General features: G+C 70.7%; 22 protein-coding genes. 16 read left to right on the top strand and 6 right to left on the bottom strand.

Features of this window, described 5'->3' with window-relative positions; all coding sequences use genetic code 11:
* Positions 1 to 68: 68 nt before the first annotated feature.
* Positions 69 to 1181, top strand: a complete 1113-nt coding sequence (locus ACGG9C_RS15675; RefSeq protein ID WP_390178871.1) for a hypothetical protein — start codon at positions 69 to 71, stop codon at positions 1179 to 1181.
* Here the strand turns inward: ACGG9C_RS15675 and ACGG9C_RS15670 are convergent.
* Together ACGG9C_RS15670 and hrpA are read right to left on the bottom strand one after the other, a co-directional pair.
* Entirely contained in the window at positions 1172 to 2119 is a 948-nt protein-coding gene (locus ACGG9C_RS15670) for a zinc-binding alcohol dehydrogenase family protein (protein ID WP_390178870.1), read from the bottom strand. The genes ACGG9C_RS15675 and ACGG9C_RS15670 overlap by 10 nt on opposite strands.
* Positions 2120 to 2136: 17 nt before the next feature.
* On the bottom strand, positions 2137 to 6051 hold the full coding sequence (gene hrpA / locus ACGG9C_RS15665; RefSeq protein WP_390178869.1) for an ATP-dependent RNA helicase HrpA: 3915 nt from the start codon (positions 6049 to 6051) through the stop codon (positions 2137 to 2139).
* An 84-nt stretch (positions 6052 to 6135) separates the two neighbouring features.
* Here hrpA and ACGG9C_RS15660 point away from each other — a divergent pair, with 84 nt between their 5' ends.
* From ACGG9C_RS15660 to ACGG9C_RS15650, 3 genes are all read left to right on the top strand, one after another.
* Positions 6136 to 6330 (top strand): hypothetical protein, encoded by a 195-nt coding sequence (locus ACGG9C_RS15660; protein ID WP_071042811.1) that lies wholly within the window; start codon positions 6136 to 6138, stop codon positions 6328 to 6330.
* Between the two features lie 62 nt (positions 6331 to 6392).
* Positions 6393 to 7232, top strand: a complete 840-nt coding sequence (locus ACGG9C_RS15655) for an aldo/keto reductase (RefSeq protein WP_071042812.1) — start codon at positions 6393 to 6395, stop codon at positions 7230 to 7232.
* Between the two features lie 52 nt (positions 7233 to 7284).
* A complete protein-coding gene (locus tag ACGG9C_RS15650; RefSeq protein ID WP_071042813.1) occupies positions 7285 to 7791 on the top strand; it encodes a MarR family winged helix-turn-helix transcriptional regulator in 507 nt (168 codons plus the stop codon).
* Position 7792: 1 nt separating this feature from the next.
* On the opposite strand, the gene ACGG9C_RS15645 is transcribed toward ACGG9C_RS15650, so the two are convergent.
* Complete coding sequence (locus ACGG9C_RS15645; RefSeq protein ID WP_390178868.1) at positions 7793 to 9031, bottom strand: glutamyl-tRNA reductase; 1239 nt, start codon at positions 9029 to 9031, stop codon at positions 7793 to 7795.
* A gap of 55 nt (positions 9032 to 9086) precedes the next feature.
* On the opposite strand from ACGG9C_RS15645, the gene hemE reads away from it, so the two are divergent.
* From hemE to ACGG9C_RS15620, 5 genes are read left to right on the top strand one after another with little or no spacing between them, the layout of a single operon-like run.
* Positions 9087 to 10157, top strand: coding sequence for a uroporphyrinogen decarboxylase (gene hemE / locus ACGG9C_RS15640; protein WP_390178867.1), 1071 nt, complete (start codon positions 9087 to 9089; stop codon positions 10155 to 10157).
* Positions 10147 to 10839: a hydrogen peroxide-dependent heme synthase gene (gene hemQ, locus ACGG9C_RS15635; RefSeq protein WP_390178866.1), complete on the top strand. Its 693-nt coding sequence runs from the start codon at positions 10147 to 10149 to the stop codon at positions 10837 to 10839. Before hemE ends, hemQ begins: the two co-directional genes overlap by 11 nt.
* A gap of 5 nt (positions 10840 to 10844) precedes the next feature.
* Complete coding sequence (hemC, locus tag ACGG9C_RS15630; protein WP_390178865.1) at positions 10845 to 11771, top strand: hydroxymethylbilane synthase; 927 nt, start codon at positions 10845 to 10847, stop codon at positions 11769 to 11771.
* 13 nt (positions 11772 to 11784) lie between these two features.
* A complete protein-coding gene (gene hemB, locus ACGG9C_RS15625) occupies positions 11785 to 12765 on the top strand; it encodes a porphobilinogen synthase (protein WP_390178864.1) in 981 nt (326 codons plus the stop codon).
* Positions 12762 to 14093 carry a glutamate-1-semialdehyde 2,1-aminomutase gene (locus tag ACGG9C_RS15620; RefSeq protein WP_390178863.1) on the top strand — a complete coding sequence of 444 codons (1332 nt, stop codon included), beginning with the start codon at positions 12762 to 12764 and terminating at the stop codon, positions 14091 to 14093. Before hemB ends, ACGG9C_RS15620 begins: the two co-directional genes overlap by 4 nt.
* Before the next feature lie 41 nt (positions 14094 to 14134).
* On the opposite strand, the gene ACGG9C_RS15615 is transcribed toward ACGG9C_RS15620, so the two are convergent.
* Positions 14135 to 15766, bottom strand: a complete 1632-nt coding sequence (locus ACGG9C_RS15615; protein WP_390178862.1) for a dolichyl-phosphate-mannose--protein mannosyltransferase — start codon at positions 15764 to 15766, stop codon at positions 14135 to 14137.
* A gap of 23 nt (positions 15767 to 15789) precedes the next feature.
* On the opposite strand from ACGG9C_RS15615, the gene rsmI reads away from it, so the two are divergent.
* The 3 genes from rsmI (at position 15790) to ACGG9C_RS15600 (ending at position 19506) form a co-directional block, all read left to right on the top strand.
* Positions 15790 to 16608, top strand: coding sequence for a 16S rRNA (cytidine(1402)-2'-O)-methyltransferase (gene rsmI / locus ACGG9C_RS15610; RefSeq protein ID WP_071042820.1), 819 nt, complete (start codon positions 15790 to 15792; stop codon positions 16606 to 16608).
* Positions 16609 to 16667: 59 nt separating this feature from the next.
* On the top strand, positions 16668 to 18242 hold the full coding sequence (metG, locus tag ACGG9C_RS15605; RefSeq protein WP_390178861.1) for a methionine--tRNA ligase: 1575 nt from the start codon (positions 16668 to 16670) through the stop codon (positions 18240 to 18242).
* A gap of 388 nt (positions 18243 to 18630) precedes the next feature.
* The gene (locus ACGG9C_RS15600; protein ID WP_390178860.1) at positions 18631 to 19506 is read left to right on the top strand and encodes a TatD family hydrolase; all 876 of its coding nucleotides are present in this window, start codon (positions 18631 to 18633) and stop codon (positions 19504 to 19506) included.
* Here ACGG9C_RS15600 and ACGG9C_RS15595 read toward each other — a convergent pair.
* Positions 19491 to 20951, bottom strand: a complete 1461-nt coding sequence (locus ACGG9C_RS15595; RefSeq protein WP_390178859.1) for a sugar porter family MFS transporter — start codon at positions 20949 to 20951, stop codon at positions 19491 to 19493. The two genes, ACGG9C_RS15600 and ACGG9C_RS15595, sit on opposite strands and share 16 nt — an antisense overlap.
* Positions 20952 to 21022: 71 nt before the next feature.
* Between ACGG9C_RS15595 and rsmA the strand changes: the two genes are divergently transcribed.
* Both rsmA and ACGG9C_RS15585 read left to right on the top strand, forming a co-directional pair.
* The gene (gene rsmA / locus ACGG9C_RS15590; protein WP_194384894.1) at positions 21023 to 21886 is read left to right on the top strand and encodes a 16S rRNA (adenine(1518)-N(6)/adenine(1519)-N(6))-dimethyltransferase RsmA; all 864 of its coding nucleotides are present in this window, start codon (positions 21023 to 21025) and stop codon (positions 21884 to 21886) included.
* A gap of 98 nt (positions 21887 to 21984) precedes the next feature.
* Complete coding sequence (locus ACGG9C_RS15585; protein WP_071043341.1) at positions 21985 to 22911, top strand: phosphodiesterase; 927 nt, start codon at positions 21985 to 21987, stop codon at positions 22909 to 22911.
* Here the strand turns inward: ACGG9C_RS15585 and ACGG9C_RS15580 are convergent.
* Positions 22853 to 24445 (bottom strand): stealth family protein, encoded by a 1593-nt coding sequence (locus ACGG9C_RS15580; RefSeq protein ID WP_390178858.1) that lies wholly within the window; start codon positions 24443 to 24445, stop codon positions 22853 to 22855. The two genes, ACGG9C_RS15585 and ACGG9C_RS15580, sit on opposite strands and share 59 nt — an antisense overlap.
* Before the next feature lie 182 nt (positions 24446 to 24627).
* Between ACGG9C_RS15580 and ACGG9C_RS15575 the strand changes: the two genes are divergently transcribed.
* Both ACGG9C_RS15575 and ACGG9C_RS15570 read left to right on the top strand, forming a co-directional pair.
* Positions 24628 to 25695, top strand: a complete 1068-nt coding sequence (locus ACGG9C_RS15575; RefSeq protein WP_286717718.1) for an aldo/keto reductase — start codon at positions 24628 to 24630, stop codon at positions 25693 to 25695.
* 5 nt (positions 25696 to 25700) lie between these two features.
* Positions 25701 to 26615 carry a 4-(cytidine 5'-diphospho)-2-C-methyl-D-erythritol kinase gene (locus ACGG9C_RS15570; RefSeq protein WP_071043342.1) on the top strand — a complete coding sequence of 305 codons (915 nt, stop codon included), beginning with the start codon at positions 25701 to 25703 and terminating at the stop codon, positions 26613 to 26615.
* Positions 26616 to 26635 lie beyond the last annotated feature (20 nt).

Raw genomic sequence — 26635 nt, 5'->3', positions numbered from 1 at the left:
TTCTTTTCACGGTAATGGCCACCCAAAGCAGGGTGGCCATTACTCGTTAACAGGAGGAACCAGAGCCGATGGCTGACGACGACGACCGCGAGCGCCCTCGTCGCCCTCGCTACACCTCGAATGACCGGAACACGCCCGCTCGTGGCGATCGGAAGCCGTATCAGAATCGTGATGGCGACCGCTCGTACGGCAAGCGGGATGACCGGAAGCCGTATCAGAAGCGTGATGGCGACCGCTCGTACGGGAACCGGGATGACCGGAAGCCGTATCAGAAGCGCGAGGGCGACCGCTCGTACGGCAAGCGGGATGACCGGAAGCCGTATCAGAGGCGCGATGGCGACCGCTCCTACGGCAAGCGCGAAGACCGTGGTCCTCGCCGTGACGCCGAGCCGCGGGAGCCGCGCGCGCCGCGCCGCGACGTGCCCGAGATCCCCGAGGAGATCACAGCACGCTCGCTGCCGAACGCGGCGCGGAACGACCTGAAGACACTGAGCAAAGAGAACGCCGACGCGGTCGCACGGCACCTCGCCATGGCGGGTCTGCTGATCGACGACGACCCGGCATTGGCTCACCGCCACGCGCTCGAGGCGAGTCACCGTGCCGGTCGGATCGCGGTCGTGCGCGAGACCGTCGCCATCACCGCATACGCCGTCGGCGACTACGCTCTGGCCCTGCGCGAACTGCGCACGTACCGACGAATCAGCGGCAAGGACGACCAGATCGCGCTGCAGGTGGACAGCGAGCGCGGGGTCGGACGCGCCGACCGCGCGCTCGAAGTGGGACGTTCGGTCGATCGCGACAAGCTGCCGACGGCGGCGCGAGTCGAGCTCGCGATCGCGATGTCGGGCGCGCGTCTCGATGTCGGCGAGACGGAGCGCGCGCTCCTCGAACTCGACATCCCCGAACTCGACCCCGACCGTGCGTTCGAGTGGAGCCCGGCGCTGTTCGCGGCCCGCGCGGCCGTTCTGGAGGAACTGGGACGAGCGGAGGAAGCCGAGGAGTGGTACCGCCGTGCCACGATCGCCGCCGAGGCGCTGGACGACGCCAGCGGGTTCGAGGCAGGTGAGACCGTCTGGGTTGACGAGGTCGAAGAGGAAGAGGACGCCGAGGCCTCCGACCGCGCGCAGCCTGCCGGCGATGCGTCTGTCGAACCGGCGACGGGCGACGACCCTCAGGTCTGATCCGGCACGAGCAGGATCTTTCCGTTGGTGCCGCGCTCGACGTCTTCGTGTGCGCGAACGGCATCGCGAAGGGCATAGCGCGGGCCGAGCTCGATCGTGAAACCGCCCGCCGCGATCAGCCCCAGCGCCACGGGAATCGCTTCGCGCCGCCACGCGCGCTGCTGATCGGTGAGGCCGTGCGCTGCGCCGCCGGCATAGGCCTGGATGCCGTAACGGGGTGCATCGGCCCCGCGTACCAGCGTCGCCACGCGTGAGCGGTCGTGCACGACCTCGACCGACGCCGCGAGCGCTTCGTCGGTCCCCGCACAGTCGAGTGCCACATCGATCCCCGTCCCAGCGGCCCGGACTCGCTCCACGAGGCCCGGTCCGTAGACCACCGGAACGGCACCGAGGGCGCGCACGCGGTCGGCGCGTCGCTCCGACGTCGTGGCAAGCACATCCGCGTCCCATCGCACCGCGAACTGGATGACGGCCTGCCCGACCGCACCCGAGCCGCCGTGCACGAGCAGGCGATCACCGGGTCCGACGGCCAGCGAACGAAGCGCTTGATACGCCGTGGCCACCGGGATGCCGATCGCCGCGCCGGTCTCGGCGTCGACGGCGGGCGGGCGGAGGGTCAGCGCGGAGGCGGGCACGATCGCCTCCTCGGCGTAGGTCCCCTGTGCGCCGCTGACCACCACCGGCATGCCGGGGCGGAACCCCGCCACGTCGTCGCCGACGGCCAGCACGATCCCGGTTCCATCGGAGCCCACCCCTCGTCGGCCCTCTATCGGTGTCGATGCCCGCAGTCCGCTGCGGAGTTTGGCGTCGATCGGGTTCACCCCGGCCGCCTCGATGCGGACTGCCACCTCCCCCGCAGCGGGGTCGGCTGACGCCACCTCGGCGTACTCCAGGACCTCGGGGCCGCCGAGCCGGCGGTGGAAGACGGCGTGTGGCATCTGCATCCTCTCGATCGTCACTGCCCGCGGAGGGCTTTGCCGATGCGCTGCGCCGAGACGGGCTCGGCGGTGCCGAGGGCCTGCGCGAACAGGCTCACGCGGTACTCCTCCAGCATCCACCGCACGCGGACGAGGTTGTCGGGGGAGGAGGGGGCGAGGGGGATCGTGCCACCGGCGTCGGCGAAGGCGGCGGCGGACCGCTCGTACTCGCTCTGGCGCTGGCGATCGCGCCCGGGATTGTCGGCGAGCCCCGTCACGCGGTCGCGCGCGCCCTGGAGATAGCGGGGCAGATGCGCCAGCCGGGTGACGCCGACGCGTGAGAGGAATCCGGGGAAGACGAGGCCGGCCAGCTGCGCCTTCACGTCGTTCAGCGCCCCGAGGAGAGTGAGGGAGTTCTGGCCCTTCACGGCCTTCTCGACGTCGCGCGAGAGGCTGATGATGCGGGCGGCGAGCGACACCACCGAGAAGGTCTCATCGACGACGACCGCCGCATACGCGTCGCGCGCCTTCTCGAACGCGGCCTGCGACCGCGGGGCGTCGCGCCCGACCTCGCCGAGTACCCGGTCGGCGACGGCGAGGCGGGCATCCTCGATGAGCGCCTTCGCCGACGGGTAGGGGGAGGCCGCGAGGGCGAGCTTCTCGGTGCTGGTCAGATGGTCGAGCACGTACGACGCGGGAGAGGCGACGGCGCGCAGCAGCAGGCGGCGCGCTCCGCGGTGCGTGGCGACCGCCGCCGCGTCGGCCGAGGTCTCGATGCGGAGCGAGACCGTGTCGCCGTCATCGACGACGGCGGGGTAGCCGCGGACGACACCCCCCGCGACCTTGCTGTCGACGACGGCCGGGAGATCCCCGAAGTCCCAGGATGTTATCCCGCTGCGTTCGGCGAACCCCACTGATGAGGCGCCTGTCGCGCCCGTGCCGTCGGCTCGCGGCGCAGCGGCCGCGACCGACGCGGGTGCGGCGGCACGCTCGACCGAACGGGCGACCGAAGACCGCGCCCGGTCCGCGAGCCGGCGCTGCAGGTCCGCCAGATCGCGACCTGAGCCCGCGGTGCGCGCCCGCGCGTCGACGGCGCGGAAAGACATCAGCAGGTGCGGCGGCACGCGTTCGAGGTCGAAGTCGTCGTCGCTGACGGGCTGGCTCGCGACACGTCGGATGCGGTCGGCCAGCGCCCGCCGCAGCGAGACCGGCGGACGTCCGTCGTTCGATTCCGGCCCGTCGGCGGCGATCTCACCGGCGAACGTCGCCGCCCAGTCCGCGGCAGGCACCACATGGCGCCGGATCGATTTGGGCAGGGATCGGATGAGCGCGGTGATGAGCTCGTCGCGCAGGCCCGGCACCTGCCAATCGAACCCGGTCGGCTCCAGCTGCGCGAGCAGGGCCAGGGGGATCACGACCGTCACCCCGTCGTCGGGCGCGCCCGGCTCGAAGCGGTACGCGAGGGAGAGCACCTGGTCGCCCTGGCGCCACCGTGCGGGGAAGTCCTGCTCGCCGCGGCGACCGGCGTCGTCGCGGAGATCCGCTTCGGTCATGTCGAGCAGACGCGGCGTGCGCGCCGCCGTCTCCTTCCACCACGCCTCGAACGAGCGGGTGTCGAAGACGTCTCGCGGCACCCGGGTGTCGTAGAAGACGTAGACGGCCTCGTCGCCGACGAGGATGTCGCGACGACGCTCGCGCTCCTCGACCTTCTCGAGGCGGCGACGCAGCTCGAGGTTGCGGCGCTCGAAGGCGGTGAGGCGCTTGTCCAGATGGCTCGTCTCCCACTCGCCCTCCACGAGCGCGTGGCGAAGGAACAGCTCCCGAGCCAGCGGTCGGTCGAATCGGGCGAGCTGCACGCGGCGTTTCGGGATGATCTCCACGCCGAAAAGGGTCACCTTCTCGTATGCCGAGGCTGCTCCCTGCGACCTCGACCAGTGCGGCTCGCTCACCTGCCGCCGGGCCAGGTCCCCGGCGAGGGACTCCGCCCAGGCCGGGTCGACCGCGGCGACGGTCCGTGCGAACAGGCGGGAGGTCTCCACCAGCTCCGCCGCCATGACCGCCGTCGGGCGCTTCTTGCGGACGCCCGAACCGGGGAAGATCGAGAAGCGGGTGCCGCGCGCGCCGAGGTACTCGGCCTTCGTCGATGCGCCCCTGGCCGAGCGGCCGCGAGCATCCCGGCCGACGTCGCTGCGCGTGTCGAGGATGCCGAGGTGGGAGAGCAGCCCCGCCAGAATGGCGCGATGCACCGCATCGGGGTCGGCGGCATCGCCGGCGGGACGACCGTGCGAGCGTCCCCGGCCCATGAGGGCGCGCAGCTGACGGTGGACGTCCATCCACTCCCGCACCCGCACGTAGTTCACGAACTCCGCGCGACACATGCGCCGGAACGCGCTCGAGCCCAGCTCGGCCTGTTTCTCCTGGAGGTACTGCCAGAGGTTGAGCAGTGCGAGGAAGTCGCTGGTCGGATCGGCGAAGCGCGCATGGAATCCGTCCGCCTTGGCGCGCTCGGCCTCCGGACGCTCCCGCACATCCTGAATCGACATCCCCGCGACGATGGGGAGGACCTGGTCGAGGACGTCGGTGCGGTCCGCCTCGACGAGCATCCGTGCGAACCGGGGGTCGATCGGCAGTCGCGCGATCCGCTTGCCGATATCGGTCAGGCGGGCGCCGTCATCGCCCCGGCCGGGCCCGCGCACGGCACCGAGCTCGACGAGCAGGTCGAAGGCGGCCTTCACACCGCGGGAATCCGGGGGAGTGAGAAACGGGAAGGCGGAGACGTCTCCGAAGCCGAGGGAGAGCATCTGCAGCACCACCGACGCGAGACTGGTGCGCAGGATCTCGGGCTCGGTGAACTCCGGGCGCGTGGCGAAGTCCTCCTCGGCGTACAGGCGGACCGCGATTCCCGGTGCCGTGCGGCCCGCGCGTCCGGCCCGCTGCTGGGCCGACGCCTGCGACACCGGTTCGATCGGAAGGCGCTGGATCTTGCTGCGAGCGCTGTATCGCGAGATGCGGGCGGTACCGGTGTCGATGACGTACCTGATCCCGGGGACGGTGAGGCTCGTCTCGGCGACGTTCGTCGCCAGGATGACGCGGCGACGGACCCCGGCGACATGCGAGCGCTCGAAGACGCGGTGCTGCTCGGCGGCCGAGAGCCGTCCGTACAGCGGGAGCACCTCGGTCGGGGAGGCGTCCTTCGCGTACATGCCGCGAACCGCATCCATCGCATCCCGGATCTCCGCCTCGCCCGGCAGGAACACGAGCACGTCGCCGGCCGGCTCGCGGTCGAGCTCCCGCAGGGCGCGGGTGAGTCCGTCGATGTCGTCCGACTCGTCGTCTGACGCGTCGGTCCGCGGGCGGTAGCGCACCTCGACCGGATAGGTGCGACCGGACACCTCGACGATCGGTGCCGGATCGCCCTGCCGGTCGGCGAAGTGCTTCGCGAAGCTCTCCGGGTCGATCGTCGCGCTCGTGATCACGACCTTGAGGTCGGGACGCCGGGGGAGGATGCGGGCGAGGTAGCCGAGCAGGAAGTCGACGTTCAGGGACCGCTCGTGGGCCTCGTCGACGATGATCGTGTCGTAGCGGCGCAGCATCCGATCGCGATGGATCTCGTTCAGGAGGATCCCATCGGTCATGAGGGCGATGCGGGTGTCGTCGGAGACCGCGTCGGTGAAGCGCACCTTGTACCCGACCGTGGAGCCGAGCGGCACCTGAAGCTCTTCGCTCACCCGTTCGGCGATCGTCCGCGCGGCGATGCGTCGCGGCTGGGTGTGGGCGATCGAGGTGCGCCCGAGCTCCAGGCAGATCTTCGGCAGCTGCGTCGTCTTGCCCGACCCGGTGGCTCCGGCGACGATCACGACCTGGTGGTCGCGGATGGCCGCGGCGATCTCGTCGCGTGCCGCGCTGACGGGCAGCTCGGACGGATACGAGATGACGGGGTCGGGCGCGGACATAGCCCTCCATCGTACGACGTGAGTGTGCGGGAGGCGGCATGCAGCGGGTACCGTGGAGGGGTAAACCTACGAGGAGGCCGCCGCGTGTTCATCCTGTCCCTTCTGCTGTTCGTCGGCGGCATGGCGCTGCTGGGGCTGGCGATCTCTCTGCCCGTCGCCCCCGGCGTCTTCTTCGCGCTCGGCATCCTGGTGCTCTCCCTCGGCATCGCCCTGCCGATCCACTTCGGCGGCACCCCGGGTGCTGCCGGGCGCTGGTCGATCTCGCGCAAGGATTCCTGACCCCTCGTCGATCGCTTCGTCAAGGGGTGCTCGTCCGGCGCAGGCCCTCCTAGGCTGGGGGGATGGCTAACATTCCCCACATCGAACTCAACGACGGTCACCGCATCCCGCAGCTGGGCTACGGGGTCTTCCAGGTTCCGGCCGATGACACCCAGCGCGCCGTGAGCGAGGCGCTCGAGGTCGGCTACCGTCACATCGACACCGCCGCGATCTACGGCAACGAAGCGGGGGTCGGCGCGGCCATCGCGGCGTCGGGCATCGCTCGCGACGACCTCTTCGTGACCACGAAGCTCTGGAACGACCGACACGACGCGGACGAGCCCGACGCCGCCGTCGCCGAGAGCCTGGAGAAGCTCGGCCTCGAGTCGGTCGACCTCTACCTGGTGCACTGGCCCACGCCCGCGAAGGACAACTTCGTGCACGCGTGGGAGAAGATGATCGGCATCCGCGAGCGCGGGCTCGCCCGCAGCATCGGGGTCTCGAACCACCTCGTCGAGCACCTCGACCGCATCGTCGAGGCGACCTCGGTCGTTCCCGCCGTGAATCAGATCGAGCTCCACCCGGCGTATCAGCAGCGCGAGATCACCGCGTGGGCGGCCGATCACGGAACCGTCATCGAGTCGTGGGGCCCGCTCGGACAGGGCAAGTACGACCTGTTCGGCGCCGAGCCGATCGTCGCGGCGGCCGAGGCGGTCGGAAAGACGCCCGCCCAGGTCGTGCTGCGGTGGCACCTGCAGAAGGGTTTCGTGGTGTTCCCGAAGTCCGTGCGGCGCGCGCGTCTGGAGGAGAACATCGATGTCTTCGGGTTCACGCTCGACGAGCAGCAGATGGCCGCGATCGACGCGATGGACCCGGGCGACGGCAGCGGCCGCGTGAGCGCCCACCCCACCGAGGTCAACTGACTCACCCGGCCCCGCCCCGCTCCCGCGTGGCGGGGCCGGATAAAATGCACCGATGAGCACCGAGAGCGCCTACTGGTACGGCGAGGATCGCGACGACCGCCGCGAGCGTGCCGTCGCCCTGCTCCAGGCGTTCCGGCTCTATCGTGCGGCCGAGGTCGCGATGCGGCGTCGCACGCGTGAAGCGATGTCGATGGGCGAGAACGACCTGCTCGTGCTCCGCTATCTCCTCCGGGCGCAGCGCGAGGGGCGGCGCGTCTCGCCGAGCGAGCTCACGCGATATCTCGGCGTGTCCACCGCGTCGATGACGGCGATCATCGACCGGCTCGAGAAGTCACGCCACGTGCGGCGGGAACGCCACGAGACGGACCGGCGCAGTATCCACGTCATTCCCACCGCCGAGACCGACCACGAGGTGCGCGCGACCCTCGGCAAGATGCACGAGCGGATGCTCGCGGCCGTCATCGACATGACCCCCGAAGAGGACCGGATCGTGACCGAGACGCTCGCCCGCCTGCAGGCGGCGGTCGACCAGGTCGACGCCGAGCCGACGGCGGACTGACTCAGCCTGCGGATGCCGCGCGCAGGTGCGTCACCTGCGCGCGCGCGACCTCGACGCCGAACACCATCTCGAGGGCGGCTTCGAACTCATCCATGCGCCCCGCCGCGGCGAACTCGCGCGCTCGGACCGAGGGTGTGTGCGAGAGCACGCCCGCGAGGTGGCGGAGCGCCGCCTCGGCGCGCGCATCCGACCCGTCGCCCCGGAGCCGACCGAGCTCCGCGTGGAGGATGTCCTGGATGTGGCGGCGCACCGCGACGATCGCCGGGGCCGCATCGCGCTCCGCGGTGAAGGTGGCAACGGCCGAACCGACGACCTCGTGCGCGCCCGCGCCCAGTTCCGGCAGCGCGGCGTGTCGGCCGATGAGCTCGAGGTCCAGGAGCTCCACACCCTCGAGGGCGCCGACCTCCGGGTCGATGTTGCGGGGGAGACCGAGATCGACGAACAGGCGTCGCGAGGTGTCGACGACGTCGTCGGCGGTGATGACATAGCGCGCGGTGCAGGTGATCACGAGTTCCGCGTCGCGGATCGCCGCGCGCAGATCGGTCTCGGCGCGCACACCGTAGCGGGCGGCGAAGCGCTGCGCGCGACCGGTGGCGGAGTAGACCCGCACGTCGCCGGCGCCGCGCGCCTGCAGCGCGGCGATGGTGGTGGCGGCGTAGCTGCCGGTCCCCACCAGGAGGACCGGAACGGACGCCCAGTCGGAGATGCGGCTCTCGGCGAGATCGAGGGCGAGGCGCGCGAGCGAGCGACCGGCCGCACCCATGTCGGCCCTCGCGCGGACTTCGCGGGTGGCGTGTGCCGCCCGCTGGAAGGCCTGTTCCAGTGCCGGGCTCGTGGTCCCCGCGGTGCGCGCGTCGCGAAGCGCCCGCTGCACCTGACCGGTGATCTCCTCCTCGCCGACGACCATCGACTCCAGGCCCGAGCTCACCGAGAAGAGGTGCTGCACGACGTCGTCGCCGGCGAACGACTCCGCGCTCTCGCGCACGCTTCCCGCATCCGCACCGATCGTTTCCGCCAGCGTCTCGAGGACGGCCTCGCGCGCGAGCGCACCGGGCGCGGCGAGCGGTTCGTCGATCTCGAGATACGCCTCGAAGCGGTTGCACGTGGACAACACGACGGCGCCGCGCACGAAGGGGTGCGCGGCGACGAGTTCGGCGCCAGTGGACTCGCCCACACGCGAGATGCGGTCGAGGACGTCGAACTCGGTGTTGCGATGGCTGGCCGTGAGACAGAACAGCACCCCTCCATCGTAACGTCCGATCCTGAGGGTGTGCGCGAGGACGTAGCCTGGAGGGGTGTCATCCGCCCTGTCCCTCCTGCCCGTCGGGCACCCCTTGACAGACGGCAGAACCGCACGTTCGCCCCTCGTTCGGGCCGCACGCGGTGATCGGCCCGAGACGGCCCCGGTCTGGTTCATGCGGCAGGCGGGACGCTCGCTGCCGGAGTACCGGCAGTCGCGCGCCGGCGTCGACATGCTCGAGGCGTGCCTGCGCCCGGAGCTGGCCGCGGAGATCACCCTGCAGCCGGTCCGCCGCCACGGTGTCGATGCCGCGGTCTTCTTCAGCGATATCGTCACGCCCGTGCTGCTCGCCGGCGTCGACGTCTCGATCGTCGCCGGCCGGGGGCCGGTGCTCGCGGAACCGGTGCGCACCGCCTCCGACGTGCTCGCGCTCCGGCCGATCGACCCCGCCGTGCTGCAGCCGATCTCGGAGGCGGTCGCGCTCGTCGTCGCGGAACTCGGAGACACCCCGCTGGTCGGATTCGGCGGTGCCCCGTACACGCTCGCGAGCTATCTCGTCGAGGGAGGCCCGAGCAAGGAGCAGCTGCGCACTCGCGCCCTGATGAAGACCGACCCGCACACGTGGGCCGCGCTGCTGAACTGGTGCGCCGATGTCACCGGCGCCTTCGTGCGTGCGCAGGTGGAGGCTGGCGCGAGCATCGTGCAGCTGTTCGACTCGTGGGCCGGTTCGCTCTCGCGCGCCGACTACCAGCGGCGCGTCGCCCCGCACACGCGCCGCGCATTCGATGCCCTCCGCGGTTTCGACGTGCCGAAGATCCACTTCGGTCTCGGGCTGTCGGAGGTGCTCGATCTCGTGCCGCCGCTGGGAGCGGACGTCGTCGGCGTCGACTGGCGGCTGCCGCTCGATGTCGCCGCGATGCGCATCGGCCGTCCGCTTCCCCTGCAGGGCAACATCGACCCCGCCCTGCTCACGGCGCCGTGGCCCGTGCTCGCCGCCCACATCGACGACGTGCTCGCGCGCGGGGCCGACCTGCCCGGCCACATCCTCAACCTCGGTCACGGCGTGCCGCCGGAGACCGATCCGACCGTCCTGACCCGAATCGTGGAGTACGTGCATGGCCGCTGAGAACACCGCCCCGACCGCCGACCAGAACGAGGCCGGCGAACAGACCCACTACGGCCTGTGGGCGGTCTTCCGCCGCGACCCGCACCCGGCCGAGCCGCTCCCCGGCGCCGTCGCCGCCGTCGACGCCGCCGCGTCGATCGATTCGCTGCGGGCCGTGTACGACGTCTCGGGCCTGCGGGCGGATGCGGACGTGCTCGTGTGGCTGACCGGTCGCGCCGCCGAGGGGCTGCAATCCGATCTGCGCACGCTCCGGCGCTCGCGCGAGTTCGCGCCGCTGCTGCCGACGTGGAATGCGATGGGCGTTCACCGCGACGCCGAGTTCAGTCGCGACCACTCGCCCGCGTTCGCCCGCGGTCTGCCGCCCAAGGAGTGGGTGACGGTGTATCCCTTCGTGCGCAGCTACGAGTGGTACCTGCTGCCGCCCGAGGAGCGCGGCGCGATGCTCGGGGAGCACGGACGCATGGGGCGCGACTTCCCCCAGGTGCAGAGCAACACCGTGGCCTCCTTCGCGCTCGGCGACTACGAGTGGCTGCTCGCCCTCGAAGCCGACGATGTCATCGACCTCGTCGACCTCATGCGCTACCTTCGCAAGACCGAAGCCCGACGCCACGTGCGCGAAGAGGTGCCGTTCTTCACCGGTCGTCGCATCGACGTCGCCGACGTCGCCGACGTCGTGAGCTGATCGCGATGGCGCTGCGCATCGGCACGCGGGCGAGTGCGCTCGCCATGACCCAGGCGGGCACGGTCGCCGACATGCTCGGCGCCGAGCTGGTGCCGATCGTCTCCGAGGGCGACACCTCGACCGCATCGCTCTCATCGCTCGGCGGCACCGGGGTCTTCGCCACGGCCCTGCGCGAGGCGCTGCGGCGCGGCGAGGTGGATGCGGTGGTCCACTCCTACAAGGATCTGCCGACGGCTGCCGAACCCGGACTGGTGATCGCCGCGGTCCCGCCGCGCGCCGATCCGCGCGACGCCCTGTGTGCACGTGACGGCATGACCCTCGAGGAGCTCCCGCCGGGCGCCGCGGTGGGCACCGGCTCGCCGCGTCGTCGCGCTCAGCTGGCGATGCGCCGGCCTGATCTGCATCTCGTCGACATCCGCGGCAACATCGACACCCGGCTCGGTCGCGTCGGACACGAGGATCCGGAGCGCGCGCTCGACGCGGTCATCCTCGCGGCCGCCGGCCTCGAGCGGATCGGTCGCCTGGACGCGGCCACGGAACTGTTCGACCTCGACCGCTGGCCGACCGCGCCGGCTCAGGGCGCGCTCGCCGTCGAGGTGCGCGAGGGCGACGAGCATCTCGTGCGGCGCATCGACCACGCGGCCACGCGCGCGTCCGCCGATGCCGAGCGAGGCGTGCTCGCACGCCTCGAGGCGGGGTGCGCCGCGCCGATCGCCGCGATGGCCTTCGTCGAGGACGGCCTGCTGTTCCTCACCGCCCGCGTCTACCGCCCCGACGGCGGCGAGATGATCGACAGTTCGCGCGCCATGCCGATCGACGCCGAGGCGCCGGCGGAGCTCGCCACCCTCGTGGGCGTCGATCTCATCGAACGAGGCGCCGCCCGGATCGCACCGCTCGATCCGACGGTGCCGAACGCGCCCGACGCCCCATAGCGAAGGAGAAACCGTGACCGCGCCCCGCATCCGACCTCGCCGTCTGCGTGCAACGCCCGCGTGGCGTCGCCTGCAGAGTGAGACGCGCCTGGACGCGTCTCAGCTCGTGCTGCCGATGTTCCTCGCCGAGGGAGCCGCCGAAGCCCGCCCCATCTCCTCGATGCCCGGTGTCGTGCAGCATTCGACCGACACGTTCCGGGCGGCTCTGCACCGCGCCGCCGAGGCCGGCATCGGCGGCGTGATGCTCTTCGGCGTGCCCGAGCACAAGGACGCCGTCGGCTCCGGCGCGACCGATCCGGACGGCATCCTCAATGTCGCGACGCGCATCGCCGTCGCCGAGGTCGGTGACGCCCTGGTCGTGCAGAGTGACCTCTGCCTCGACGAGTTCACCGACCACGGCCACTGCGGCGTGCTCGATGCGCACGGTGGCGTGGACAACGACGCGACGCTGGATCGCTATCGCGACATGGCGCTCGCGCAGGCGGAGGCGGGATCCCACCTCCTCGGGCTGTCCGGCATGATGGACGGCCAGGTTGCGGCGCTTCGCGATGCCCTCGACGGCGCCGACCGCGGCGATGTGGCATTGCTGGCCTACTCCGCCAAGTACGCCTCGGCGTTCTACGGGCCGTTCCGCGAGGCGGTCCAGTCCTCGCTGCAGGGCGACCGTCGCACGTATCAGCTCGACCCGGGCAACCGCCGCGAGGGCGCTCGAGAGGTCGCCCTGGATGTGACCGAGGGAGCCGACGTGGTGATGGTCAAGCCCGCGATGACCTACCTGGATGTGCTCGCCGACGCCGCCGCGGTCTCTCCGGTGCCGGTGTGGGCGTATCAGGTCAGCGGCGAGTACGCGATGATCGAGGCCGCCGCCGCGCACGGGTGGATCGACCGCGAACGCGCGATCGACGAGTCTCTCACCGCCATCGTGCGCGCCGGCGCCGACGCGGTGCTCACGTACTGGGCCGTCGAGGCCGCCGAACGCTGGAAGGACGCATGAGCGCCACCGATTCCGCTCTGACCAACGAGACCGCCGCAGCACGTGCCCGCGCCGTCATCCCGGGAGGGGTGAACTCCCCGGTGCGGGCCTTCGGATCGGTCGGCGGCACGCCGCTGTCGATCGTCGCGGCCCACGGCGCGACGGTCACGGATGTGACCGGGCGCGAGTACGTGGACCTCGTCGCGTCGTGGGGACCCGCCCTGCTGGGGCACGCCCACCCGCGGGTGGTCGACGCCGTGCAGCGCGCGGCCTCTCGCGGTCTGTCGTTCGGCGCCTCCACGCCGGGGGAGACCGAGCTCGCCGAGCTCGTGGTGGAGCGCCTTGCCGTCGACGGCGCCCGCGGGATCGAGCGACTGCGCCTTGTCTCCACGGGCACCGAGGCCACGATGACCGCCATCCGCATCGCGCGGGGTGCGACCGGGCGAGACGTGATCATCAAGTTCGCCGGCCATTACCACGGCCACTCCGACGGGCTGCTCGCCGAATCCGGATCGGGCGTGGCGACGCTCGGCCTTCCGGGCTCCGCCGGCGTCCCCGCGCCGATCGCGGGGCTCACCCTCGTCCTGCCGTACAACAACCGTGCGGCGGTGCGCGACGCGTTCGCCGCGCATCCCGGGCGCATCGCCGCGATCATCGCGGAGGGCGCCGGCGCCAACGCCGGCATCCTCGCGCCCGAAGACGGCTTCAACGACTTCCTCGTGGAGACCGCGCACCGCGAGGGGGCGCTGTTCATCCTCGACGAGGTGCTCACCGGGTTCCGGGTCGACCCCGCCGGATGGTGGGGCCACGAGCGCGCTCGCGGCGCCGGCTACGTGCCCGACCTGCTCACCTTCGGGAAGGTCATCGGGGGCGGGATGCCGCTGGCCGGCATCGGCGGGCGCGCGGACCTCATGGAGCTGCTGGCGCCGCTCGGGCCCGTCTACCAGGCCGGCACCCTCAGCGGGAATCCGCTCGCGGTCGCGGCGGGGGTCGAGACGCTCCGGCTCGCCGACGCCGGTGTCTACGCCGCCGTCGATGCGGCATCCGCTCGCGTCGCGTCGGCGCTCACCGCCGCGCTCGCCGCGGAGGGCGTCGCGCACACGCTGTCGTTCGCCGGGAATCTGTTCTCGGTCGCGTTCCGCGAAGCGCCGGTGCGCGACTACGACGACGCGAAGGATCAGGAGGCGTGGCGATACGGCCCGTTCTTCCACGCCATGCTCGCACACGGCGTGTCGCTTCCGCCGAGCGTGTTCGAGGCGTGGTTCCTCACGGCGGCGCACGACGACGACGCCGTGACCCGCATCGAGGAGGCGCTGCCTCACGCGGCCCGCGCCGCCGCGGCGGCCTGACGGTCGCCGAGCACGCTCGCGCTCCGGGCGCCGGAACACCGTCAGATCCAGCCGGGAAGCCAGTTGTGGAGGCGCCAGAAGTCGTAGGGAACAGTCGTGGCGGTCTGGATGGGGTACCAGAACGCCGTGAGCACCAGCACCGCGATGAGAATCACCCACACCAGGCGCTGCCCGTTCGCACGTCGCACCGCATCGAAGGACGCCGATCCGGAGAGGTCGCGGAGTGCGTATGCGAGGGCGAGCACGACGAAGGGCAGCATGACCACGGTGTAGAACTGGAAGATCGTGCGCTCCGGGTACAGCAGCCACGGCACGTAGGTGGCGGCGATCCCGGTCAGCACGAGGCCGGTCTGCCACCGCGGTCGCACGGCGAAGCGGTAGATCAGCCACAGCGCCGCGGCCATGCCCGCCCACCAGATGAGCGGATTGTTCAGGCTGTAGATGTTCTGCACGCACGACGCCCCGCCGCAGTCCGTGCTCTCGTAGTACATCGACGTCGGACGCAGCAGCAGCGGCCACTGCCAGGCCGGGCTTGCGTAGCCGTGCTCGGTGGTCAGTCCGACGTGGAAGTCGTAGACGGCCTTGTGGAAAAGCCAGAGCGAGCGGAGCGACTCCGGTACCCATCCCCATGCGCCGGGGTCGGTCTCGCCGCCGAGGTTCCGTCCCCATCCGCCCGCTGTGAGCAGCCATCCCGTCCAGGTCGACAGGTAGACGACCACGGCGCCGGGGACGAGCAGCAGGAACGAGACCGGCCCCTGCCGGAGGACGGCGTCCGTCGGCCAGAAGGTGATCCCCGCGCGGCGGCGCGCCCACGCGTCCGTCACGATCAGGTAGACGCCGAGTGCGGCGAGCACATAGAGCCCCGACCATTTGACGGCGCCCGCGCATCCGGCCGCTGCGCCCGCGGCGATGATCCACGGACGGTTCCACAGCACCGGGCCCCATTCGTGGGGGGCGTCGCGGGATGCCGTCCCGGCGGCGATGCGCGCAGCGTGCCCGCGGGCGTCGAGCGCCACGAACCATGCCGCCAGGAGCACGAAGAACGCCAGGAAGGTGTCCAGGAGAGAGACGCGGCTCATCACGATCGCCTGACCGTCCACGGCGAGCAGCAGCGCGGCCACGGTGGCGAAGGCGATCGACCGCGTGAGGGTGCGGGCGAACAGGTAGAGCACGAGCACCATGGCGGTGCCGAACACGGCGGCTGCGATCCGCCAGCCGACGGATGAATCCGCGCCGAACAGGGCCATGCCGACGCCGATGAGGAACTTCCCCAGCGGCGGGTGCACGGAGAAGCTGCCGGTCGCGAGGAAAGTGTCCGTCTCGCCCTGGGCGAAGTCTGCGTCGGCGCCCTCCGGCCAATCCGCCGTGTAGCCGAGCACCCACTGGCTCCATGCGTCCTTGACGTAGTAGGTCTCGTCGAAGATCAGGACGGCGGGGTGCCCCAGATTCCACAGGCGCAGGATGCCCGCCAGCAGCGTCACGATCACGGGTGCGAGCACCGCCCACCGACGCGCCAGCACGGGGTCCGCGCGCAGGCGCGTGGTCACCCGGTCGTACCACGTCGTCCTCGGCGCGGGCCGCGGCGTCACCTCGGCCGTCGCGCTCAGGTGGCCGGTGCCCCGCCCTCGTTCCGCGGCTGCCGCGGACGGATCGGCGGGCTCGGGCTTCGACACGTCGTCCAGCCTATGCTGGGGCGGTGATCATCCTGGCCGCGACCCCGATCGGCAACCTCGGCGACGCGTCGACACGGCTGATCGAGGCTCTCGCGACGGCGCAGACGATCGCCGCCGAGGACACGCGCACCACCCAGCGTCTGCTGGCCGCGCTGGGCATCGACAATCGGCCTCGGCTCATCGCTCTGCACGATCACAACGAGAAAGATCGCGCCCACGACCTCGTGGAGCTCGCGCGCGACGCCGACGTGCTGCTGCTCAGCGACGCCGGCATGCCGACCGTGAGCGACCCGGGGTACGGTGTCGTCGCCGCCGCAGCAGCGGCCGGCGTGACCGTCACCGCGATTCCCGGTCCGAGTGCGGTGGTGACGGCGCTCGCCGTCGCGGGGCTCCCGACGGATCGCTTCACCTTCGAAGGGTTCGTGCCGCGCCGGCCGGGCGAGCGTGCCCGGATGCTCGCGGAGCTCGATGCCGAATCGCGCACGATGGTGTTCTTCGAGGCGCCGTCCCGCACGGCGGCCACGCTGCACGACATGATCGCGGCGTTCGGTGCCGAGCGTCGCGTCGCCGTCTGCCGGGAACTGACGAAGCTGCACGAACAGGTCGTGCGCGGGAGCGTGACCGAGGTCGCCGCATGGGCGGACGAGGGCGTGCGCGGCGAGGTCGTGATCGTCGTCGCCGGCGCGGAGCGGCGAGCCGTCGCCTTCGGCGACGCGGTCGATCAGGTCACCGCGCTCGTCGCCGGCGGCGCACGACTGAAAGAGGCCGCCGCGGAGGTCGCCGAGGCTACGGCGCATTCGCGCCGCGATCTGTACCAAGCTGCGCTCGCCGCGCGAGACTGACGGCGCACGGGTCCGTCACACGGGGACGGGTCACCGGGACGGGCAACTAGAATTCTCGGGTGAGTACCGGCCGATCCTTCTACATCACGACGCCGATCTATTACCCGAGCGATGTGCCGCACATCGGTCACGGTTACACCACCGTCGCCGTCGACACCCTCGCGCGCTGGCACCGCCAGGCCGGGGACGACACCTGGATGCTCACCGGCACCGACGAGCACGGTCAGAAGATGATGCGCGCCGCCGCGGCCAACGGCGCGACGCCGCAGGAGTGGGTGGACCGTCTCGTCACCGAGTCGTGGTTCCCGCTGCTGAAGACCCTCGACGTCGCCAACGACGACTTCATCCGAACCACCCAGGAGCGTCACGAGGAGCGCGTGAAGGCGTTCGTGCAGGCGATCTACGACCGCGGCTACATCTACGCCGGCGAGTTCGAAGCGCTGTACTGCGTCGGCTGCGAGGAGTTCAAGACCGAGGCCGAGATCCTCCCGGGCACCGGGGAGTTCGAGGGACTCAAGGTGTGCGCGATCCACTCCAAGCCGCTGGAGCTGCTGCAGGAGAAGAACTACTTCTTCAAGCTCAGCGAGTTCCAGGACCGGCTGCTGGAGCTCTACGCGTCGCAGCCCGACTTCATCCGCCCGGAGTCGGCCCGCAACGAGGTCGTCTCGTTCGTGCGGAGCGGACTGAAGGACCTGTCGATCTCCCGCTCGACCTTCGACTGGGGCATCGAGGTGCCCTGGGATGACAGCCACGTCATCTACGTGTGGGTGGACGCGCTGCTCAACTACGCCACCGCGGTCGGCTACGGGACCGACCCGGAGCAGTTCGACCGGCGCTGGCCGGCGTACCACGTAGTGGGCAAGGACATCCTGCGCTTCCACGCCGTCATCTGGCCGGCCATGCTCATGGCGGCCGGTCTCGACGTGCCTCGCGGCGTGTTCGCCCACGGCTGGCTGCTCGTCGGCGGCGAGAAGATGTCCAAGTCGAAGCTCACCGGCATCGCCCCGACCGAGATCACGGATGTGTTCGGCTCGGATGCGTACCGGTTCTACTTCCTCTCGGCCATCGCCTTCGGCCAGGACGGCTCGTTCTCATGGGAGGACCTCTCCGCGCGGTATCAGGCCGAGCTCGCGAACGGGTTCGGGAACCTGGCATCGCGCACCGTCGCGATGGTCGGCAAATACTTCGACGGCGCCGTGCCGGCACCCGGGGCCTACACCGAGGCCGATCTCGAGATCCAGCGCGTCGTCGCGGATGCGGCGAGCGCCGCGGATGCGGCCATGGAGCGTTTCCGCATCGACGAGGCGATCGACCGCATCTGGACGATCGTCGACGAGCTCAACGGCTACATCACGATCAACGAGCCGTGGGCGCTGGCCAAGGACGAGGCCAAGCGAGAGCGACTGCAGACGGTGCTCTACACCGTCGCGGAGGGGCTCCGCGCGCTGACCGTGCTGCTGTCGCCGGTGATGCCCGAGGCGACCGCCAAGCTGTGGCTCGCCCTCGGCGTGGGTGAGACGCTCGGATCGCTGGAGGATCAGCCCATCCGCGAGGCCGGCCAGTGGGGGGCGCTGCTCCCCGGCACCTCCGTCAACGGCTTGGCCCCCCTCTTCCCCCGCGTCGAGCAGGCCTGATCCCGCCGGCGCCCCGGCTCCCAGCGGCATCCACCCCTGCCCTGCGGCATCCACCCCTGCCCTGCGGCATCCACCCCTGCCCTGCGGCATCCCCCCCTGCCCTGCGGCATTGACCCCTGCCCTGCGGCATTGACGGCCTGGTGATGTCCCACTTTCTGTCCCTACGGGCGGCTATGGCGACGGAATTTGGGACATGCCCTGTGGAGTGGGCGTGATCGCCGGGTGATGTCCCACTTTCTGTCCCTATGGGGCTGGATGCGAGCGGAAAGTGGGACATGCAGCAGGATGGGGGAGGCTGGGACATGCAGCAGGATGGGGGAGGCTGGGGAAGCAGCAGGATTGGGAGCGCCAGGATGTGGAGCGACCGGATGGAGGGGAGAGGCGAGCGATGAGCGATCCGAGCGCGTACGTGCGAACGCGGGAGAAGGGGACGCGCGACACCCGATATCCGGATGCGCCCGCGCCGCTGGCGGTGCCCGTCTACGACAATCACGCCCACCTCGAGATCGAGGACGGCGATGATCCGCTGAGCCTCACCGACCAGCTCGACCGCGCCGCCGAGGTCGGCGTGGCGGGCGTCGTGCAGGCCGGAGGAGACATCGAGTCCAGCCGCTGGTCGGCCTGGGCGGCTTCGTCGGATCCGCGCGTCCTCGCGGCGGTCGCCATCCACCCCAACGAGGCCCCGCTGTATCGCGACGCGGGACGCCTTGACGAGGCGATCGCGGTCATCGACGAGCTCGCCGCACAGCCGCGCGTGCGTGCGATCGGGGAGACCGGGCTGGACTTCTTCCGCACCGACGAGCCCGGCATCCCCGCGCAGCACGAGTCCTTCGAGGCGCACATCGCGCTGGCGAAGAAGCACGGCATCGCGATGCAGATCCACGACCGCGACGCTCACGATGCGGTGCTCGAGACGCTGTCGCGCGTCGGCGCCCCGGAACGCACGGTGTTCCACTGCTTCTCCGGCGACGAGGCGATGGCCGGCATCGCCGCCGAGCGCGGCTACTGGCTCTCGTTCGCCGGCAACGTCACGTTCAAGAATGCCCAGAACCTGCGTGACGCGTTGCACGTGACGCCGGTCGAGCGCATCCTCGTCGAGACGGATGCGCCGTTCCTCACGCCGACCCCGCATCGCGGACGCCCCAACGCCCCGTACCTGATCCCGGTCACGGTGCGCTTCATGGCCGCGGAGCTCGGGGTCGAGCTCGACGAGCTGTGCGCACAGCTGGCCCGCAACACCCTCGAGGTCTACGGCGCGTTCTGAGCCTTCGCGTTCTTGCGCACGAACAGCGTCTCGGTCTGCTCCAGCTCCATGCCCTTGGTCTCGGGGATCTTCCACGCGACGTAGAAGAACGACAGCGCCGCGAACGTTGCGTACATGCCGTAGGTCAGCGGGAGCGACCAGCCGGACATGACGGGGAAGCTCACCGTGATGAGGAAGTTCGCGATCCATTGCGCTCCCGCGGCGACGCCCAGCGCCTTGCCGCGGATGCGGCTGGGGAAGATCTCGCCGAGGAGCACCCACACGAGCGGACCCCACGACGCGCCGAACCCGATCACGAAGAGGTTCGCGGCCACGAGGGCGATCGGACCCCACGGGTCGGGGAGGGATACGTCGTCCCCGGAGCCGGTGGCGAAGGCGAACGAGATCGCCATCGCTGCGAGCGATACCGTCATCAGCACCGACCCGGTGAGCAGGATCGGCTTGCGTCCGACGCGGTCCACCAGCACGATCGCGACGATGGTCACCAGGACGTTCGTCGCCGACGTGATGACGCTGATCAGCAAGGAGTTCTGCTCGGTGAAGCCGACCGCCCGCCACAGCGTCGTGGAGTAGTAGAAGATCACGTTGATGCCGACGAACTGCTGGAAGACGGACAGGATGATCCCGATCCAGACGATGCCCTGGAGGCCGAAGACCGGACCGCGCAGCGACACCCCCGCGTTCTTGCGGTCGGCCTGGATCTTCTTCTCGAGTTCGTTGACGGTGATCTCGAGATCCTCCGGCGGCATGAGACGGGAGAAGATCTCCCTGGCCTCATCCATGCGTCCGCGTGCGATGAGGTACCGCGGAGACTCCGGCATCGTCAGCGCCAGGATGCCGTACACGAGAGCCGGGATGGCTTCGACCAGCAGCATCCATCGCCATGCGTCGAGTCCGAACCACATCGGCTCGTTCGCGCCGCCGGCGATGTTCGCCAGCAGCGCGTCGGACAGCAGGGCCGCGAAGATGCCGAGGGTGATCGCCAGCTGCTGCAGCGAACCGAGCGTGCCGCGGATCTGACGCGGCGCGACCTCGGCGATGTAGGCAGGGGCGACCACCGATGCGATGCCGATGCCGATGCCGCCGATGAGCCGCCAGAAGGTGAGGTCCCACACCCCGAACGCGAGGCCGGAGCCGAAGGCGCTCGTCAGGAACATGACCGCGCCGATCAGCATGACCTTGAGGCGCCCGAACCGGTCGCTCAGGGTTCCGGCCAGGATCGCACCGAAGGCGCACCCGAGCAGGGCGATCGCGACGACGAAGCCGGTGATCACGTCGTTCAGGGCGAAGTCGGACTCGATGGAGTCGACGGCGCCGTTGATCACCGACGAGTCGAAGCCGAACAGGAAACCGCCGACGGCGGCGGCGATCGACAGGGCGATGGCCCGCCGACCGTACGAGCTGCTCAGGGAGAACCCCGCCGTGGGGGTGGAACCGGATGACATCACAGCCGTCACCCTAGACCCGTGCGCGCCGGCGTGCACAGCGCCATGCTGGGCTTGACTACAGTGAACCCATGCCCGTACAGCTGCTCGGCGCGGGTGAGATCCGCGCCCTCGCCGCCGAGCTCGATGTCACCCCGACGAAGAAACTCGGTCAGAACTTCGTCGTCGACGCCAACACGGTGCGCAAGATCGTGCACGTCGCCGATGTGCGTCCGGGCGAACGCGTGGTCGAGATCGGCCCCGGGCTGGGGTCTCTCACGCTCGCGATCCTGGAGGCGGGGGCGAGCGTGACGGCGGTGGAGATCGACGCGCGCCTCGCGGCACGCCTGCCGGGCACGGCGACCGCTCACGGCGTCGCGGACGGCGCACTGCAGGTCGTCGCCGCGGATGCGCTGCGGGTGTCCGATCTGCCCGGTCGGCCGACGGTGCTCGTGGCGAATCTGCCGTACAACGTCTCGGTCCCGGTGCTGCTGCACTTCCTGGAGACCTTCCCGGAGCTGCAGCGCGGCGTGGTGATGGTGCAGGCGGAAGTGGGAGAGCGCCTCGCAGCGCCCCCCGGCTCGAAGGTCTACGGTGCTCCGAGCGCCAAAGCGGCCTGGTACGGTCCGTGGCGGCTCGCCGGCACGGTGTCGCGCCAGGTCTTCTGGCCCGTGCCGAACGTCGACAGCGTGCTGGTCGCCTTCACGCGCGACGCCTCGCCCCGCGGCACCGAGCGGGAGCGCCTGCGCACCTTCGCGATCGTGGATGCGGCCTTCCGGCAGCGCCGCAAGATGCTGCGGCAGGCCCTCGCGGACGTGCTCGGCGGCTCGTCGTCGTCCGCCTCGGCCGTCCTGGAGCAGGCCGGTGTGCGCGCGACCGCGCGCGGCGAAGAGCTCTCGATCGACGACTTCCAGCGGATCGCGGCCGTCGCCGGAGGCGACCTGCCGGTCAGGTGACGTTTCGTCATCGTTCACCGTGTCCGGCCTCGCGGGCCGAAACATGCCGGTAACATTTCCCGGAACCCCGGCTCGACCCCGGGATGGGAGATGAAGCGATGCACACCGCGGAATACCCGGCACCCGACCGGACCTTGCTCCACCTCAGCGATACTCACCTGCGCGCCCCCGGCGCTCGCCTGTTCGATGTGATCGACGGCGCGGAACGGATGCAGCGCACGCTCGCGAGCATCGTCGATTCCGGCGTGCGACCCGACGCCCTCATCTTCACCGGAGACCTCGCCGACCTCGGCGAGCCCGAGGCGTACACCCGGCTGCGCTCCCTGGTCGAACCGGCCGCCGCCGCGATCGGTGCACGCGTGATGTGGGTCATGGGCAACCACGACGATCGGGTGGCGTTCCGCTCTCGGCTCCTCGACGACGACAGCGGGGACGACGCGCCCTACGACCGCGTCGAGGAGATCGACGGTCTGCGCATCGTGACCCTCGACAGCTCCGTGCCCGGACACCACCACGGCGAGGTGTCCGACGAGCAGCTGGACTGGCTCGCGCAGGTGCTGCGCGAGCCCGCGCCTCTCGGCACCGTCCTCGCGATGCACCACCCGCCGGTTCCCGCGGTGCTCGATCTCGCAGCCAGTGTGGAGCTGCGCGAACAGCGCCGGTTGGCGAAGGTGCTGCGCGGCACCGACGTGCGGGCCGTCATCGCCGGCCACCTGCACTACTCGACCTTCGCGACCTTCGCCGGCATCCCGGTCTCCGTCGCCTCGTCGACCTGTTACGCACAGGACCTCACGGTTCCCGTCGGCGGCACCCGACCGCAGGACGGCGCACAGTCGTACAACCTGGTGCACCTCTACGATGACACCGTCGTGCACTCGGTCGTCCCCGTCGACGTGCCCCGGGTGCTCGAGTACATCGATCCGGCGGAGTCGCAGCGCCGACTCGTCGCGGCCGACGTGCGGCCGTTCAGCTCGCCGTCGCGTGCGGCGTCGCCGTCGGACCGCGTCGCCCTGAGTCGGCGCTGAGCTCGACGCGCTCCCACGGGGCGGGCACCGGGAACATCCTCTCGAGCGTGGTCCGGACCGTGTGGGCCCGCACCTCCTCGGGCACCTCGACCTCGCCGCCGTCGTTGAGGCAGAACATGTCGACCGCCTCACGGCCGGCCAGCCGCTCCATCCGACGCAGGCCGCTGCGCATCGTCGTCTGCACGTAGCGCGTGCGCGGACGGCTGGTCGGCACGGCACGGCCGGTCATCAGCGCGTAGTAGTGGTACAGGCTGTTGGTCACCGAGATGTCCGTCGCTGCGCGGAAGCGCGAGCCGGCCGTACGGGCGAAATCTTCGGGGAACTCCTGCTCGAGCTCGGCCATGACGCTGCGACGCAGCGGGGTCGCGCAGTGCTCGAGGTCGCGTGTGATGGTGCGGCCGAAGCGCTCCTTCAGGAGGGCCCGGTTCACGCGCAGTCCGTTGTCGTGCCCACTGCGGTGCGGCCCCGGGGCGCCTGAGCCGATCCGCACGCCGCACTCGACGAACTTCGTCACCCCTGCCGGCGTGAAGAACATCTCCGGGTGCACGCGCCGTCCGAAGAACATGTCGTCGTTGGAATAGAGGAAGTGCTCGGCGAGCCCGGGGATGCGGTGCAGCTGCGCCTCGACGGCGTGCGAATTGTGCGTGGGAAGCGTCGCCGGGTCGGCGAAGAAGTCCTCGCTGCGCACGATCGTCACCTTCGGGTGGTCGAGCAGCCACGACGGCGCGGGGGAGTCGGTGGCGATGAAGATGCGACGTACCCAGGGTGCATACATGTGCACGCTCCGCAGGGCGTAGCGAAGCTCGTCCACGTGCCGGTACCGCGCCGGGCCGTCGTCGCCGGCGCCGACGACGTATCCCGCCATGCGTGCCGCACGCTGGCGCTGGAAGTCGGTCGAGGAGCCGTCCACCCAGGAGAAGACGATGTCGATCTCGTCGGTGACCTCATCCGGCTGCGGATCGAACATCCCCTCCCACGTCCGCCACGACCGGCCATGGCGCTCGACCGTCGTCGCCACGAGGTCCGTCGCCGCGGTGCGGCGGCGCGAGAAGGTGTTGTCCGACGGCGCTTCCACGACATCGCTCGCGAAGCGCCAGAACTGCACGCGGACGCCGGTGGCGGCACCGTACCGCAGCCCGCCCGTGCGAGCGATCCGCGGACGATAGACGCGCACGGCCGTCGGCGCGTCTGGGAGAGGGGCCGCATCCACCGCGAGCACCGCGGCGCTCTGCTTGAGCTTGACGTGCAGAGGCTCGTGCGCGCAGGCGCCCGCCAGGGCCGCGTGCGCCGCGGCGCGCTCGGCGAGGTCGACCACGAGGGCGAGGGTATGACGGTCGTGCCGGATCAGCCGGACGCCGACGCCGGCATCCTCCAGCACATCGCTCACGAAGATCAGGTCCTCGGCATGCGCCTGGTCGGGTGTGAGGCGATCGTGCACGAGGTGGAGCAGCCCGCGGTCGACGACGACATCGTCACGCTGGAGCAGCGATGACCAGGGGTGCCGATCGAGCGGCAGAGAGGACACGACGGTCATGGTGGTTCCTTCACACTGATGCAGGGGCGCTCTCGCCGCCGGCGGCGCAACCCTACGAGGAAACTATTACAGCACTGTTTCCCCCGTGTTCATGCGGGATGCGCGGCGGCTTCCGTCAGACGCTGTGAACCATCCGAGCGCCGCGCGCGTCGCCGTCCGACGGCGCGCGCTAGCCTCGGATCATGAGCGACGATTCCCGCTTCCGCCCCGACATCCCCGACCTCCACCGTCCGTACGCGGCGGCGCCGGAGCGCTACGACAGACGCGGGTACCGCCAGGTCGGGGCATCGGGTCTGTACCTGCCGGCCATCTCACTCGGACTCTGGTGGAACTTCGGGGACAACATCCCCCTCGACAACCAGCGGGAGCTGCTGCGTCACGCCTTCGATCGCGGTATCACGCACTTCGATCTGGCGAACAACTACGGGCCTCCCTACGGCTCGGCGGAGAAGAACTTCGGGCGCATCTTCGCCGAAGACCTCCGCCCGTACCGCGACGAACTCATCATCTCGTCGAAGGCCGGATGGGACATGTGGCCCGGTCCCTATGGCGACTACGGTTCGCGAAAGTACATCCTCGCCAGTGCCGAGCAGTCGCTGCGGCGCATGGGACTGGACTACGTCGACATCTTCTACTCCCACCGAGCCGACCCCGTGACGCCGGTGGCCGAGACGATCGCGGCGCTGGACACCCTCGTCCGCCAGGGCAAGGCGCTCTACGTGGGCATCTCGTCGTACAGCGCCGAGCGCACCGTCGAGGCCGCGGCGGTCGCGCGCTCGCTCGGGACCCCGCTGGTGATCCACCAGCCGTCCTACTCCATGCTCAACCGATGGGTCGAAGACGGCCTCACCAGGGCGCTGACCCAGGAGGGCATGGGTGCGATCGCCTTCACCCCGCTCGCGCAGGGGCTCCTCACCGACAAGTACCTCGGCGACGGCACCGCGGATCGCGCGCAGCAGCGATCGTCGCTGCCGGGCGGGGCGCTGTCGGAGGACGGGATCGCGACGCTGCGAGGTCTCAACGTGATCGCGACCGAGCGTGGTCAGTCGCTCGCGCAGATGGCCCTGCAGTGGGTGCTGCGCGATCGCGTGGTCGCGTCGGCCCTCATCGGCGCTTCGCGCACCTCGCAGCTCGATGAGAACCTCGCCGCCCTCGACGGTCCCGCCTTCACAATGGAGGAGATCGAGCAGATCGACACCCTCGCCGGCGGGATCGACGTGGATCTCTGGGCGGACTCCGCGAAGCTGTGAGCATCATGGCCGTCTCCGATCGCGTGCACGTGCGCGCGCCGGGCAAGCTGAACCTCTTCTTCGAGGTGGGTGCGGCCCAGGATGACGGCTATCACGACGTCGCTTCCGCCTATCAGGCCGTGTCGCTCTGGGAGGACGTGTACGCCCAGCCCGCCGACGGCTTCACCCTCAGCGTCAGCGGCTCGGTCGACGTCTCGGGGGTGCCCGCCGACGACCGGAACCTCGCCCTGCGCGCGGCCCGCCTCATCGCGCGCCGGCTCGATCACGAGGGTGGCGTGCATCTCGACATCGTCAAGCACGTGCCGGTCGCCGGGGGGATGGGTGGCGGCTCGGCCGACGCCGCTGCCGCGCTCGTCGCGTGCGACGCGCTGTGGGGCGGTGATCTCGGCTCGGCCGAACTGCACCGCATGGCGGCACGTCTCGGCGCAGACGTGCCGTTCGCCCTCATGGGCGGCACGGCCGTCGGAACGGGTCGGGGCGATCAGCTCAGTCCTGCCCTCGCAAAGGGGCGCTTCGACTGGGTGCTCGTCACCGTCGACGGGGGATTGTCGACCCCGGATGTCTACGGTCGTCTCGACGAGATGCGGCGACGCCCCGACATCCGCCCCGCGCCCGGGTCGCCCGCCGTTGAGCCGGGCGTGCTCCACGCGCTTCGCGCGGGGGATCCGGTCGCGCTCGCCGAGCACGCTCGGAACGACCTGCAGGTCGCGGCTCTGAGCCTGCGCCCAGACCTTCGCGACCTGCTGGAGGACGGCGAGAGCGCGGGAGCGCTCACGGGGATGGTGTCGGGCTCCGGTCCGACCGTCGCCTTCCTCGCGGACGGACCCGAGGCCGCGCTCGACCTGCAGGTGACGCTCTCGGCCGCCGGTCACCGCGCGCTTCATGTGCACGGTCCGGTGCACGGGGCCCGCATCGTCTGAGCGGCGCCCTAGCGCATGGG

This window comes from Microbacterium sp. MTN4-26, assembly GCF_042846595.1.
GTDB lineage: Bacteria > Actinomycetota > Actinomycetes > Actinomycetales > Microbacteriaceae > Microbacterium > Microbacterium luteum.
Note: the sequence above shows the minus strand (reverse complement) of the source record. Positions and strands in the feature narration are given on the sequence as shown.